Source organism: Nostoc sp. (assembly GCF_036917575.1).
Taxonomy (GTDB): domain Bacteria; phylum Cyanobacteriota; class Cyanobacteriia; order Cyanobacteriales; family Nostocaceae; genus Nostoc.
The window spans coordinates 144,698-158,681 of sequence record NZ_JBALDC010000006.1 but is presented as its reverse complement, the minus strand read 5'-3'; the positions used below and the strand labels follow the sequence as shown (position 1 = coordinate 158,681).

General features: G+C 40.8%; 10 protein-coding genes. 5 read left to right on the top strand and 5 right to left on the bottom strand.

The features are described from left to right. Window positions 1-36 precede the first annotated feature (36 nt). Window positions 37-369, bottom strand: a complete 333-nt coding sequence (locus tag V7K79_RS01695; RefSeq protein ID WP_335044097.1) for a hypothetical protein — start codon at window positions 367-369, stop codon at window positions 37-39. 479 nt (window positions 370-848) lie between these two features. Further along, entirely contained in the window at window positions 849-1,058 is a 210-nt protein-coding gene (locus tag V7K79_RS01690; RefSeq protein ID WP_335044095.1) for a hypothetical protein, read from the bottom strand. A 502-nt stretch (window positions 1,059-1,560) separates the two neighbouring features. Here V7K79_RS01690 and V7K79_RS01685 point away from each other — a divergent pair. The 4 genes from V7K79_RS01685 to V7K79_RS01670 all read left to right on the top strand — a co-directional run bounded on the left by V7K79_RS01685 (window position 1,561) and on the right by V7K79_RS01670 (window position 6,311). Then, window positions 1,561-2,241: a hypothetical protein gene (locus V7K79_RS01685; RefSeq protein WP_335044093.1), complete on the top strand. Its 681-nt coding sequence runs from the start codon at window positions 1,561-1,563 to the stop codon at window positions 2,239-2,241. 20 nt (window positions 2,242-2,261) lie between these two features. Continuing rightward, complete coding sequence (locus V7K79_RS01680) at window positions 2,262-4,100, top strand: peptidoglycan D,D-transpeptidase FtsI family protein (RefSeq protein WP_335044091.1); 1,839 nt, start codon at window positions 2,262-2,264, stop codon at window positions 4,098-4,100. A 197-nt stretch (window positions 4,101-4,297) separates the two neighbouring features. Next, complete coding sequence (locus tag V7K79_RS01675; protein ID WP_335044140.1) at window positions 4,298-5,395, top strand: iron-containing redox enzyme family protein; 1,098 nt, start codon at window positions 4,298-4,300, stop codon at window positions 5,393-5,395. Window positions 5,396-5,615: 220 nt separating this feature from the next. Next, complete coding sequence (locus tag V7K79_RS01670) at window positions 5,616-6,311, top strand: class I SAM-dependent methyltransferase (RefSeq protein WP_335044089.1); 696 nt, start codon at window positions 5,616-5,618, stop codon at window positions 6,309-6,311. A gap of 133 nt (window positions 6,312-6,444) precedes the next feature. On the opposite strand, the gene V7K79_RS01665 is transcribed toward V7K79_RS01670, so the two are convergent. Both V7K79_RS01665 and V7K79_RS01660 read right to left on the bottom strand, forming a co-directional pair. Next, window positions 6,445-7,620: a DUF3466 family protein gene (locus V7K79_RS01665; RefSeq protein ID WP_335044087.1), complete on the bottom strand. Its 1,176-nt coding sequence runs from the start codon at window positions 7,618-7,620 to the stop codon at window positions 6,445-6,447. Window positions 7,621-7,655: 35 nt separating this feature from the next. Then, window positions 7,656-8,672, bottom strand: a complete 1,017-nt coding sequence (locus V7K79_RS01660; RefSeq protein ID WP_335044085.1) for a glycerophosphodiester phosphodiesterase — start codon at window positions 8,670-8,672, stop codon at window positions 7,656-7,658. A gap of 677 nt (window positions 8,673-9,349) precedes the next feature. Between V7K79_RS01660 and ovoA the strand changes: the two genes are divergently transcribed. Then, window positions 9,350-10,690 carry a 5-histidylcysteine sulfoxide synthase gene (gene ovoA / locus V7K79_RS01655; RefSeq protein ID WP_335044084.1) on the top strand — a complete coding sequence of 447 codons (1,341 nt, stop codon included), beginning with the start codon at window positions 9,350-9,352 and terminating at the stop codon, window positions 10,688-10,690. A gap of 70 nt (window positions 10,691-10,760) precedes the next feature. On the opposite strand, the gene V7K79_RS01650 is transcribed toward ovoA, so the two are convergent. Then, the gene (locus tag V7K79_RS01650) at window positions 10,761-13,898 is read right to left on the bottom strand and encodes an efflux RND transporter permease subunit (protein WP_335044082.1); all 3,138 of its coding nucleotides are present in this window, start codon (window positions 13,896-13,898) and stop codon (window positions 10,761-10,763) included. Between the last annotated feature and the right edge of the window lie 86 nt (window positions 13,899-13,984).

Sequence of the window (13,984 nt, the reverse complement as noted above, 5' to 3'; positions counted from 1 at the left end):
CATTGGGCAGAGGATAAATGACTAATCACGAATTTATCAAAAATTTAAAAATGGGAAAAACTGCAATAATGTTTTACGTAAGCGAAGCAAAAAAATCTGTTCTCGAATTTTGGGGTCTAGTTTTGGTGGCGGGACTTCTTGTAGCTGGGCTTGCAATTGGATATACTCGGCAGCTGTTAGGAATTTTCCATCAATAGGCGATCGCGCTTCTATAATAATCTTTGTCCGTAATATTTCTTCTGGTGTATCCTCTGGTGGCGGTAATGCTATTGCTACCGCTCTCCAATAGCTACTTAAGACAACTGAAGTTACAGTAGTTACAACTACAATCAGTAATTTTATATACTTTCTCGTTTTAACTCTCCTCATCTCTTGAACTACGTTGATAACGCAGGTTGAAAATCTGTTTTTCCTATGCCCAAATTTTCCCAATAAAAATCTGGCAATATCAAGGAAGATTACCAGGTCTTTCCTGATACGGAACAGACTATAGTAATGCTCAAGAGCAATTGCCAGCGATCGCAATAAATTATTTTGCCCTCTCAAAACTTAGTAGTATAAGCAATTTTAAATGCCAAACGAAGAAAGTATCTTGTCATTCCTTAGCTGAAAACAAGGTTTGAGCGGGCGAGAATTTCATGTGGACACTTGGTAGAGGACGTAACCCTCTTTACCAGTGTCCTCTGCTTCCTACTCTACTTAGTTGATATTTGAGCAAACTTTAGGCTCAGATAAACCGACATAAAAATGAGGTTGTTTTTCGAGAACCTAATTAATTCGAGCTATATAGTGAGGAACGCTGTTACTAAGTAGTTCTAGGCGTGATTTTAACTAAAGTTTCAGATGCCTTACTTAGGAGTCGCTGCGGGAGTAGTTGCAGGAGTTGCAGGAGTCGCAGCAGGAGTCGTGGCAGGAGTTGACTTAGCAGGTGCATCAGTTGGTTCACCTGTAGCAGCTGGGGTAGCAGTACCAGCACCATCACCACCACCACCTTCACAAGCCCCAAGAATTGCAGCCAGACTTAACATTAAAGCAAAACCAAAGATTTTTGTTTTCATAACTCCTCTTTCACCAATTGTGGCTAGAACAATTTTTCGTCTGTTGAATACGATACCCTATTTATTGCTTTTTTTAAATTCTGCGAGATTACATACTTAAAAAAAACAATCCTTTGGGGTATTGTTTTTGGAATTACGTATCCTGATTAGTTTTTCTTAACTCAGGAGCAAAAAGAAAATTAGCAATTTATTTAGCAAACGGAGCTATGATAGCAAAAAATTTTATTTTTTTCACAGAGTATTGCATCTAGCTACCCGACATTGCCATACTTTAGGTGCGATATCTAAAAGGTAAGCTGTCCAGTTTCTAATCGCTAATTGCAAGCATTGCATATCTAAGGGATGCAAACATTGATACAGCTACCTATCAGAAAAGTTAAAAGGGTGTAGTCTGTTATGTGTGCTTGTTGCACAGAAGGTTATTTGAACCCTAACAAAAACAGACAATCAAGACAATCAATCGAAAGTGCAGTATTTCTCATCTAAAAAAATTTAAAAATTTATGGTAGTTGCTCGTAAATCTACTGTTTCTACAAGGGGTAATTGGTTTCGGCGAGATTCTATCCTTTCTTTAGGGAGGCGACGCTCTGCGCAGATGAAATCAGCAGCACAAAGCGCTTCTACACCAGTATCCTCTCAAAGACGACAGCGTTTATCGAAAAACTTAGCAGTTTCTCCCACAAATGAGGCAGTTATAGCCAAATCGGTGAAAGAATTGGGCAGACAACAATTACCAAATCTCAATGAGCAGTTGAATGCGAACCAAAAGACTTTGGGGGAAGGTTTTCTTAGGCTTCCCACAATGCCTAATTCTGGAGCCGCACCTTTGTGGTTGTTGCGCTTGTACACCTTTCATCGTTATTCGTCAGTTTTGGCATTCTTGTTAGTGGCATCGACACTTGCTGTTTATGCCTGGACAGTATATTCTCAAGAGCTTTGGGGTCAATCATATCGCAGACTGCAAAGCCTTCAACGTCATGAACGGCTGCTAACGACAACTAACGCGACGCTGAAAAATAAAATGGCTAATGAAGCAGAACAACCAACAGCAGGGCTGGTATCACCAACTCCTGAAAGGGTGATTTTCTTGCCTCCAGCATCTGTGAGTCCTAAGCCAGCATTGCCTAACACAACGCCAAATTCTGAAACGCAACCGCAAACACCCTCGCCACTGGGATACTAATCGTAATTCGTCAGAACCCAATGCAGAAGTCACTAAGGAAAACAAAATTCAGAAAGTTTCAGAATCCAGGATTCACAGGGCGACACAAGGGTGAGAAACGAGGGCTTTTGGGAAAATTAGCCTCTAATATACAAGATCAAACATCCAACACTAAGTCCCGACTGTTCATTGTCTGGGGCGTATTGATGGCATCAGGGTTGGGATTAGCTATTAACTTGTATAATCTACAAATTGTCAAGGGGCCAAAGTTAACTGAGCAGGCGCGCAACCAGCAAATGGTAAGTTTGCGACCTTTTATGCCCCGTCGCCCAGTAATAGATCGCAATAGCGATCTGTTGGCGATTGATCGTCCTGTATATACTTTGTACGCTCATCCCAAGCTGTTTGATAAGTCTAATGAAGAGATGGCAGAGCGACTTGCCCCGATTTTGGCAAAAGATAATGCTGAATTGGTGAAAACTTTTGAAAGCAAAAGAAGTGGAATTATCCTTGCACCAGCCTTACCAGAAGAAATTATCGATCGCGTCATCTCTTTGCGCTTAAATGGCTTGGAGTGGATTCAAAAATACTCCCGATATTATCCGCCAGATGATTTGGTTGCTGATGTGGTCGGCTATGTGAATGTTGACCGTCGTGGTCAAGCTGGTGTGGAATACTCTCAAGAGAAGTTGCTAGAGCGTCCTGTGCAAACGGTGCGGCTCAGTCGGTCGGGGAATGGGGCCCTAATGCCGGATCGGGCGCCTGAAGGTTTTTTGCATTTTGACGATTTGCGATTACAACTTACTATCGATAGCCGTCTGCAACGAATTGCCCGTGTTGCGCTCAAACAACAGATGGAGAAGTTTGACGCCAAACGTGGGGCGGTAATTGTCATGGATGCATTGGATGGTTCCTTACTCGCCCTCGTTTCTCAGCCTACTTATAATCCTAATGAATACGCTAAATCTAATATCTCGCTATTTAAAAACTGGACGGTAGCGGATCTTTATGAACCGGGATCGACTTTTAAGCCTTTGAATGTAGCGATCGCTCTAGAAAATGGCATCATCAAACCAGATGATATGTTTAATGACTCCGGTTCGATTCGAGTCGCTAATTACACGATCAAAAATGCCATGAATAATGGTAATGGGCGAATCAGCATCGCCCAAATTTTGCAATATTCTAGCAACATTGGCATGGTGCAAATTATCCAACGTTTAAAGCCTTCAATTTACTACAACTGGTTAGAACGATTGGGACTAGGACAAAAAGTTGATACAGATTTACCTTTTGAGGTTGGGGGACGGCTTAAAAGTCAAGAAGAATTTATCGCTTCCCCGATTGAACCAGCTACTACTTCCTTTGGGCAAGGCTTTTCCATGACACCGTTACAGCTAGTGCAAATGCATGGTGCTTTAGCTAATGGCGGTAAGTTAGTTACACCCCATGTAGTTCGCGGGCTGATTGATAGTAAAGGACAGATGCATGATTCACCTACTCACACCATCCCCCGGCAAATTTTCTCAACTGCAACAACTCAAAAAGTTGTGGAAATGATGGAAACTGTTGTTACTGAAGGCAGTGGGAAGCTGGCACAAATTCCGGGATATCGCATTGCTGGTAAAACTGGTACAGCCCAAAAAGCTAGCCCCAATGGCGGCTACATCAAGGGTGCAAGAATGACCAGTTTCGTGGCTATTTTACCTGTAGAATCTCCTCGCTATGTAGTGTTTGCACTGGTGGATGAGCCAAAAGGAGAAAGTGCTTATGGTTCTACTGTCGCCGCGCCAATTGTAAAGTCGGTAATCGAAGCACTGATTCCTCTTGAGCAGATTCCGCCCAGTAAAACAATTGAGCAACGGACGCAAGTACCGTAGGAATTGGGGAAAAGAGGGGCAGGGGGGCAGGGGAGGCAGGGGAGGAGAGGGGCAAAACCATTTCCCAAATCCCCATTCCTTAGAAACTTAATCTTCCTTTATAACCAGGGAAAGAGGTACAGAAAGCTACTGGTGTGGAAACCTAGATATTAAAGGTGAAAGTAATTTCTCACTTTTCTAAAGCTACCGAAGATTCCATGCAAAGCAATCTAGTTATATTTCCTAAGGCTGAGGCTGCAAAAAAGAGTACCCAAACTGAAGAAAAAGCAATTACCAAGTACGACCGTGCTGAAGAGCAATTTATAGAACTGCTAGCAATGGAGGATTTGGATAATAAATTGAATGCAAAACCTTCAATAGCTAGTGAGTTTGAACAATCACTCTCTATGGCAATTGGCGCTGCTTATGGAAACGATCGCTCTGATGAACAGGCTCACCGTTTTCTCCAACGCATACTTTATCGAATTAATCGGCTAAAGCTGTTTTGGTACGACGATTTGCGGCATTATAATAATGAGCGATCGCTGTATTTATATTCTTGTCGTGACCAAATTGAAGCTGCTTGGCAACAGTGGGAATTGGCACATATCGATGTCGCTGCATTGCAACAATTGGATGTCAAACAAGCTTTAATTGAGCGGGCATCTGCCGATTTAAATCCACCTTTGTCGGAGAATAGCCGCTACATTCGTGAAGAAATGACTGAAGCTGGCTATCGTCACTTGCTAGCGATCGGTTCTTTTGATGGTTTGGTTGAAGGCAGTCGTCTTTGCTACGTATTGGGTGGTGCTGCTAATGAAATGCAGTGTACGCTGGTGCGAGTATTATTAGAAGAATACGGCAACGGTCGTTTATCCCGTAAGCACTCGACATTTTTTGCTCAAATGCTGGCTGAGTTTGGCATGAACACTGAACCGGAAGGATACTTCGATTTAGTGCCTTGGGAAGTCTTAGCTTGCGATAATCATAACTTTTTGACCACCGATCGCAAACGTTATTTCCTACGTTACAGTGGGGCGTTGACATATTTTGAGGTGGCTGGGCCTGCGGCTTACAAAAACTATCTGGCGGCAGCGCAACGCTTAGAACTCTCAGAAGCGGCGATGGGTTACTGGGAACTACACATCAGAGAAGATGAACGCCACGGTCGTTGGATGTTGGATGATGTAGCTTTGCCTTTGGCAGAACGATATCCCAATGATGGCTGGGAACTGCTGCTTGGCTATGACCAGGAGAAACAAATGGGCGATCGCGCTGCTCGTGCTGTTATGCGATCAATACGCGAAGCAGAATAAGCCGCTTTACTCGCTTTGCCCAATCCCAAAAATTATAAATAGCAGGTTATTCTTAGCTTTTTAATTTGACATTTTTTTAAGTCATTTTATAGCTGATTTACCTGCAAATACATTTTTTTAGCAACACTCTGCTAAATGAACAGTTTTTATTGCCTAAATACAAGGTAATAAATAACATTCCATTACATTGATTATACCCTACACTTTAAATTGCAGTCAAATGAAAGATATCTTTTTTTGTCCTGAAGAATCTAATTTCTACTCTAACTGTTTAGAAAGCTTTGTGATTAGAAATTGTCAAAATTCTGAATCTATTGTGGAGTTTGGTTCAGGAGACGGCAGTCCTGTAATTAATTCTTTATTGAGAAATAAGTTTGATGGAATTATCCAGGGATTTGAATTAAATACTTCTGCATGGAAAGTCGCAAATTCAACCATCGATGAATACAATCTTACTAATAAATACATTATTCACAACTCATCTTTGTTTAATTCTTCTCAACCCGATGCTGAATATCTTGTAGCCAATCCACCGTATCTTCCTGCACCAGATAATGATATTTATATGCCACTTTTGTTTGGGGGCGTAGATGGAGCTACAGTTACCAACGAGCTTTTATCGTTAGGTTATGAAAATGTGTTAGTTTTAATATCTAGTTTTTCTAATCCAATAAGTACGCTGAATCTAGCAAAAGAAAATGGTTATTATGTTCAAAACTTCATGGTGTTACCTTTAGAGTTTGGCTACTATAGCTCTGATCCTAAGGTAAAGAAGCACATCGAAAAACTCCAAAAAAATCAGATGGCATTTTATTCTGGTAATTATTATTTTTTAGCCGGAGTTTTATTTAAAAAATGCCAAGAGTCTGTAATTGATTTATCTAATCAATTAGCTCAGGTGATGACTAGTTTGTGAAAATCTAAAAAACTTAGCAAAAGTACGATGTGTCTCTAAGCATGGCTTAAAGACATATCTCAAAGATTTTCAACTAGCATTTTTATAAATGCATATTCTCAACTAATCATTTTCTCTGCCTAAAGTTATTGCATTAACTTGTTTGTTGTATGGTTGCACTGCTAAAGTAAAGTTTGCGCTTGAACGTTGCAAATAAAATTACAACAGCACCAAACGACAAAATAGGAACACCTGAAGTTGGTTCAGCTACAGACACAGATGAGGTTGGCGTCAACAGGAAGGCGTGTAATTCACCATTTATTGCACCACGACCGACAATTTGTCCTTTATTATTAATGGCAGATGCTGCTGTCAAGGTAATGCCAGCGTCTAAACCAGGAGCAATCAAATCATTTAAGTCGTAGAGAGTGTTATCACTATAAAGAAAAGCCCGTAAGCCATTGCCATCTGCTGCAAAAAAGTTATTGTTAGTACCAGAAAACCCGACTACTTGACCCAAATTATTGATTCCCAAACCAGTACTAAACAAATCTGTAGGACGTAACCTACCGAGGTCTTGAAGTCCCGTGCTGGAACTATACAGAAAAGTACGAGTATCATTTACGCCAGTGAGTCCCGAACTACCAACTACTTGTCCTAAGTCATTAATATCGTTTGCTTGACTGTATTTGTCACCTGGGAAGGTACTGAGATTAGTGATTATACCGTTGTCGGATAAAAAGGCTTGGTTGTTATAACCGAAAATACCAACTACTTGACTTAGATTATTTATGCCATAGGCAACATAATTTTCATTTAAGTTACTGTTGATAATAGTCGTCGTACCATTTTTGTATAGGAAGGCGGCTCCGTAGGGAAAGGCAAGTTTTGGGAATATACCGCCACCAGTTGTACCGCCAACTACCTCACCTGAGTTATTAATAGCATAAGGAATGCCTTTAAGACCGGTATTTTGCGTTGTTCCATCACTATAAATAAAGATGTTATTATCACCGTCGGTATTACCAATGGAATTACCAACTACTTGCCCCAAGTTATTGATACCAGTCACTGCAAGTACATCATCACCAGGCAACGGATTAATTTTTTGGAGCGAACCATTACTGTAAAAAAAAGAACTATCCAAAGAATTAATCGCTACTTCACCTGAGTCATTAATGTCTGTAGCGTAACTGTAGGCTTTTCCTGTAAGATTGCCTAAGTCAGTAACTGAATATAAAGATACCGCCAATGCCGACTTGGATGCGGTAAGACTGATTGCGGTGAAGGCTATTGCTGTTATACAGGTTTTCCACTTAAGTAGAACCATATTACTTTTCTATGATTTTTTATTCCTTTACCAAATTACCACTGAACAGTAAAGGCGTGAACTGCTGTATCTGGGTAGTCGCTAAATACGCCATCAACACCTAAGTTAAAAAATAGTTGATATTCACCTTGGGGATTTCCTTGAAAATCCAGTGGTAAAAAATAGTCTTCATTGCGGAAAGTCCAGACATGGACTAGTAAACCAGCTGCATGAGCATCGATGACCAAAGATGTAGGCGAGCGCAATTTACCATTGTTATCTCTAGAAACCAGTAAATTTTTATGAATCCCAATCGCCTGTGCATATTCAGCAATTTCTGCTAAACCTGATGTAGTAACTAAATCTGTATAAGTGCGATGCCTACGGCGGGCTTCGCCTACGCAGTCATTAACGACAAAATCATAAGGTTTACCACTGTTATTCAGCAATTGCACCAAAGGTAAATCAGTCTTTGTGGATAAATCTTGTAAATTACTTACTTCAAAAGACTGAATAAAAACAGGTGCGTTAGCTCCCTGATAACCATTGGCTGTTAAAGTTGCAAGTAGGGGTGCTTCTAGGGCTAACCCAATAGATTGAAAGTAAGTTGGGTGCTTCGTTTCTGGGTAAATGCCAATCGTCCGATTAATTTCGCCACTTTTAACCTTGACTAAATCGATGATTTCTTGCAGCGTGGGAATTTCTAAGAGTCCATCATAAGCGGTATTTTGCGATCGCAGTTGAGGAATTCGCTCTTTGGCTCGTAGTGTTTTCAGTTCTGTTAGGGTAAAGTCTTCGGTAAACCAGCCAGTTTTTGATTCGCCATCAATTATTTTAGTGGTTTGCAGGTGAGCAAATTCTGCATGGCTTGCAACATTAGTGGTTTCAGAAATCTCATTTTCGTGACGAGCAATTAAAATACCATCTTTGGTGGAAACTAAATCAGGTTCAATATAATCAGCCCCAAGTGCGATCGCTAATTCATAAGCAGCTAAAGTATGTTCTGGACGATAGCCGCTAGCACCCCGATGTGCAATGATAATTGGAGATACATTTTGCAAAGTTGTAGTCATTACTTTACCTACCTACACAGAAGAAAGCTATCTGTAGTATGTCGTAGAGAAGCAGCGCGTGATTAGGATTTGATGCTGTAGCCACTTACGTCAATTATTGAATAGACTTGACCAAGCAGTTTGTCAACCGTATTGGGTAAACGATATTACGTTATTAACTACCAAAAGTAGATAAATCCAGATCCAATACATTAATCGAAGTTCAGAAAAACTCACAATTCAATACAGTTCAGTTCTCTCTCGCAACCAGAAGACAAGTATTTTGAGTTTTGCGATCGCTACTCAACCCAAAATTATTTTTAATTGAATTCCGGCTAAGTCAAGACAAATAGAACTGTCTAAAGAGTGTTGTAATTTTTCATTAGTAAGAGTTTCAAGAGTCTTTATCTTGAATCATATAGTTATGTTTATTCCCACTGAATTAATTGTTGATCAATAGTTGAATTATTCAACAAATATTAAATTAATCAAATCTGTAATTTAATACCACTAGATCGATAAAGCTTTAGTAGTATATGAAAAACTAATTATTGAACAATAAGTATTGCTATTAAATAATAAATCTGTCATATTTAATAGTCTAATTATTTCCTACTATGTAAGTAGATTCAGGAACAAAATCTGCTCTCTATATAATTAATTTCCTGATTGTTCTTTAACAGCAACTTAGTTATACCATGAATAGTCTAAAATCTGCTAAACCTCCAGAACTTGATAGTTGTAACAACCAAGTTATCCTCGATTACTTTGAGAATGCTTGGCAACTGGAAGATATGTTATTAAAAAGTATAGTTGGGAAAGAGACATTTTTTCTCAATCCCGATTCTTTGAGAAATCCTCTAATTTTTTATCTGGGACATTCGGCAGTTTTCTACATCAATAAATTAATTCAGGTGGGATTATTAGAAAAACGCCTCAATCCAGAGTATGAAATATTGTTTGAAATTGGAGTCGATCCAGAAAAACCAGAGGAGTTGAATGCAGCGATCGCTCATCTGGAATGGCCGCAAGTTTCACAAGCTTGGGAATATCGAGAACAAGCATATTCTGTAATTTATGAACTAATTAAAACAACCCCAATTACTCTGCCAATTCATCCCAATCATCCCCTTTGGGCTTTCATGATGGGGATTGAACACCAACGTATTCACATTGAAACTTCTTCAATGTTAATTCGCCAACTACCAATTGAGAGAGTAAAACGTCCTGAAAATTGGCAATATGCCCCTTTTAATGGTTATACTTCTGAAAACGAAATGATAGAAGTTGCTGGTGGGGTAGTAAAACTCGGTAAAGCTTTAGATGATTCAACTTATGGATGGGATATTGATTATGGCGATCGCACTGTTGAAGTAGCATCCTTTTTCGCCAGTAAATATCTGATTACCAATGCCAATTTTATCTATTTTGTTAAGGCTGGTGGCTATGAAAATCAAGAGTATTGGGATGAAACATCTTGGAATTGGAAAACTCGATACAATATTCAATGCCCCAAATTTTGGTTACATGAAAATGGTAGCTATAAATATCGAGCCATGTTTGATGAAATTGACTTACCTCTAGATTGGCCTGTGGAAGTCAATCATTATGAAGCAATGGCTTATTGTCGTTGGCAAGGGAAAAATACTCGCTTAATGAGTGAATCAGAATACCATTTAGCAACTTATGGTAATAGTTTATTAAATGATGTTGAAAATTATAATCTCAATTTTAAATTTGGTTCACCTAGTCCTGTTGGGATGTTAGAAACAGCTAAAAGTTCTTCAGGATTATACGATTTGCGGGGTAATGTTTGGGAATGGTTGAGTAATAACTTAAACCCGCTTGCCGGATATCAACCTCATTTTCTTTATGAAGATAATTCTGCTATCTTTTTTGATGATAAACATCAAATGATGTTAGGAGGTTGTTGGATAACTAATGGTACAGAAGCTTTAAAATATTACCGCAACTGGTTCCGTCCAAATTTTTATCAGCACGCTGGTTTTCGGATTGTTCAAGATATAGCAAAGTGCTGAGTGCTGGGTGCTGAGTAGAAACTCAGTATTATCAAAGTTAAGGAGACGCGATAAATCGCCGTCTCTACAATTATTGGTGCGATGGTTTTTTGCCAAAGCCATCGCGTAATCTATTCATAATCCAAGTTTGGAAGTTGTCAATGTAGCTAAATATGACTGGCACTACTACCAGTGTCAACAGAGTGGAAGTTGTAAAACCGCCCATAATGGCAATTCCCATTGGTTGGCGAATTTCAGAACCCGCGCCGATTCCTAATGCTAAGGGCAGAATCCCGGCGATCGTTGCTAGAGAAGTCATTAAAATTGGGCGCAGACGTGACACACCCGATTCTACGAGTGCCTGACGCTGAGTTTTACCTGATTGGATGTTGATGATTGTATAGTCAACTAACAGAATCGAGTTTTTGGTGACAATCCCCAACAGCAACACGATACCAATCAGGGCATATATTCCTAAAGGTTTTTGAGCAACCATCAACGCTACCAATGCGCCGCCTAAACAAAAGGGTAAGGCTGCCATAATCGATAATGGATGGAGGAAGTTGTTATACAGCAGTACCAGAATTGCATAGATACACATTAATGCCAGCCCCAACGCACCGCCAAAGCGACCGAAAATATCTTGCATAATTTTGGCACTACCTGATGGTTGCTGTACTACTCCTGGTGGTAAGTTTTGCATCACAGGTAGTTTGTTGATTGTCTGGACTGCCTCTCCTAAAGAAATCCCTTGTAAGTTGGCTTCTACAGCAACTTGACGGGCGCGATCGTAACGGTTGATCGTAGCAGGGCCGCTACCAAAACGGATATCTGCCACTGCTACCAAGGGAACTAATCTACCATTTTGACTGGGGACTTGGAGATTTGTGATTGTGTTGATATCAGCCCGCGCTTCGGGATCGATTTGGACGCGAATCGGGATTTGACGATCGCTTAAATTAAATTTCGCCAAGTTCGCCTCATTATCACCGATGGTTGCAAGGGAAGCAGTCCGAGCGATCGCTTGCACTGTCACCCCCAAATCTGCTGCCCGTTGTGGTTTCGGAATTACCAAAATCTCTGGTTTTACCAAACTTGCGGTAGAAGCTACTTCTACCAATCCAGCTAGCGATCGCATCTGCTTTTCTAGGGTATTAGCAGCTTGATTCAATGCTTCGGGATTTTCACTTCTGAGGACAATTGATAAAGCTTTACGACTGTCGCCCGGTGACTGACTTTGAAAACTAATTCTAGCCCCTGGTATTTGTGCAAAGTCAGGACGCACTTGTTCCTCAAACTGTTTTTGGGAAATATTTCGTTCTTCTCTGGGTTTGAGATTAATCGCCAGAGTTGCAGAATTAATCTCTTCTGTTGCTAGTACGCGTTCAACTACTGGGTTTTGCCGGATAATGTCAGTCGCTTGTGTGACTACCTTATTAACATCTGACAAAGTGGAACCAGGAGGTAATTCTATAGATACATTGGAAATTCCGAAATCACCATCATCAACAAAACCCTTGGGAATCAAGGGAACCAGCATCAGACTAGCAATAAAAAAAGCAAAAGCGATCGCCATTGTTGTCAATCTATGGCGTAACGCCCACTGTAAAAGCGATCTATAAGGTTGAAAACTCTGACGTTTTTCATCTCCAAATTTTTTACTTCCCTTCCCGCCACCTGGAAGTATAAATTTAAAATTAAAAATTTTTATTACTCCCCAACTCCCTACTCCCCATTCCCTACTCCCCTCCTGCTGTAAAAGATACGCCCCCATCATCGGCGTCACCATCCGCGCTACAAGAGTCGAGAAAATTGTGGAAACGGCAACGGTAACGCCAAATGGTTGAAAAAATTGTCCTGGAATCCCACCCATAAAGGCAACGGGCAGAAACACTGCAATAATCGTCGCTGAACTTGCGATTACCGCTAACCCTACTTCGTCGGAAGAGTCAAAAGCAGCTTCCCAAGCTGACTTGCCCATAGCGATATGCCGTTCCATGTTTTCAATTTCAACAACGGCATCATCGACCAAATTGCCCACCGCCAGGGCTAATGCCAACAAAGTCATGTTGTTGAGGGTGTAACCAAGAGCTTGCTGCACTGCGAAGGTGGGAATTATTGACAAGGGTAAAGCAACAGCCGTAATTAATGTTGCTCGCCAATCTCGCAAAAACACTAAAATAACGATCACTGCCAGCACCGAAGCTTGAATCAATTCATCAATGGTGCTTTGGTAAGATTGACGGACAATATCGGCTCTAGTAAAAATTAAATCCAGCTTCACATCTGGGGGAAGGGTTTTTTCCAGTTGTTTGACTGCTGCTTTCACTCCTTCTTCCACAGTCACCAGAACGCTGCCAGTACTACGCAAGACTTGAAAAGCTACCACAGGTTGATTATTCAAGCGGGCGGCTTGGCGCACATCACCAAATTTATCTTCTACAGTTCCCAGGCTAGATAAAGGTACGGAACCACCTTGTGGTAAGACGATTTCGTAGGTTTTCAAAAGATCCACACTGGTGGCACTTCCTAAAGTACGGATACTTTGTTCGCTACCACCAACTTCGGCCCGTCCGCCAGGTAAGTTAATATTCAAAGCGCGGATTTGGTCGTTTACCTGAGTGGCGGTGATTGCTAAAGATTGTAAGCGGTCTGGATTAAGATTGATGCGAATTTCTCGGTCAACACCACCCACACGTTGAATTTGTGCTACACCACGAACTCCCAACAAGGCACGGCTAATAGTTTGGTCTACGAGATTGCTTAACTCTTCTACAGAACGCCGATCTGATTTAACTGCGTAAGTAATCACTGGGCCGCCAGAAAATTCCAGGCGTTCTACAATTGGATCGTTGATATCTTGGGGTAAATCTTGGCGAATTTGAGCGATCGCATTGCGGACATCATTAGTGGCGCGATCGCTATCTGTACCCAAAACAAAATTGATTGTCGTCTGAGAATTCCCATCGCTGACGGTGGAAATCATGTAATCGATATTGCCCAACCCCGCCACAGCATCTTCAATTTTTTTCGTCACTTGAGATTCTAGTTCTGCTGGGCCTGCACCTGGTTGGATGACTTTGATCGAAACTGTTGGCACATCAATATTTGGGTTAGTATCAATCCCCAAGGATATGAAGGAGAACCAACCCACAACTGTCAAAATTAAAAATAAAACTATCGTCGGAACAGGTTTTTTAATCGACCAGGCTGAGATATTAAAAGACATCAGGAAATTTTAGATTTTGGATTAGTCATTTGTCCTCTCTTACAAAGTTCTGAGCGGAGGTTTCCTCCGCTCAGACTTTGCGCTTT

Coding starts and splice junctions, on each gene's coding strand:
- V7K79_RS01685 (WP_335044093.1), top strand. CDS start 1,561: ATGGTAGTTGCTCGTAAATCTACTGTTTCTACAAGGGGTAATTGGTTT.
- V7K79_RS01680 (WP_335044091.1), top strand. CDS start 2,262: ATGCAGAAGTCACTAAGGAAAACAAAATTCAGAAAGTTTCAGAATCCA.
- V7K79_RS01675 (WP_335044140.1), top strand. CDS start 4,298: ATGCAAAGCAATCTAGTTATATTTCCTAAGGCTGAGGCTGCAAAAAAG.
- V7K79_RS01665 (WP_335044087.1), bottom strand. CDS start 7,620: ATGGTTCTACTTAAGTGGAAAACCTGTATAACAGCAATAGCCTTCACC.
- V7K79_RS01650 (WP_335044082.1), bottom strand. CDS start 13,898: ATGTCTTTTAATATCTCAGCCTGGTCGATTAAAAAACCTGTTCCGACG.
- V7K79_RS01690 (WP_335044095.1), bottom strand. CDS start 1,058: ATGAAAACAAAAATCTTTGGTTTTGCTTTAATGTTAAGTCTGGCTGCA.
- ovoA (WP_335044084.1), top strand. CDS start 9,350: ATGAATAGTCTAAAATCTGCTAAACCTCCAGAACTTGATAGTTGTAAC.
- V7K79_RS01695 (WP_335044097.1), bottom strand. CDS start 369: ATGAGGAGAGTTAAAACGAGAAAGTATATAAAATTACTGATTGTAGTT.
- V7K79_RS01670 (WP_335044089.1), top strand. CDS start 5,616: ATGAAAGATATCTTTTTTTGTCCTGAAGAATCTAATTTCTACTCTAAC.
- V7K79_RS01660 (WP_335044085.1), bottom strand. CDS start 8,672: ATGACTACAACTTTGCAAAATGTATCTCCAATTATCATTGCACATCGG.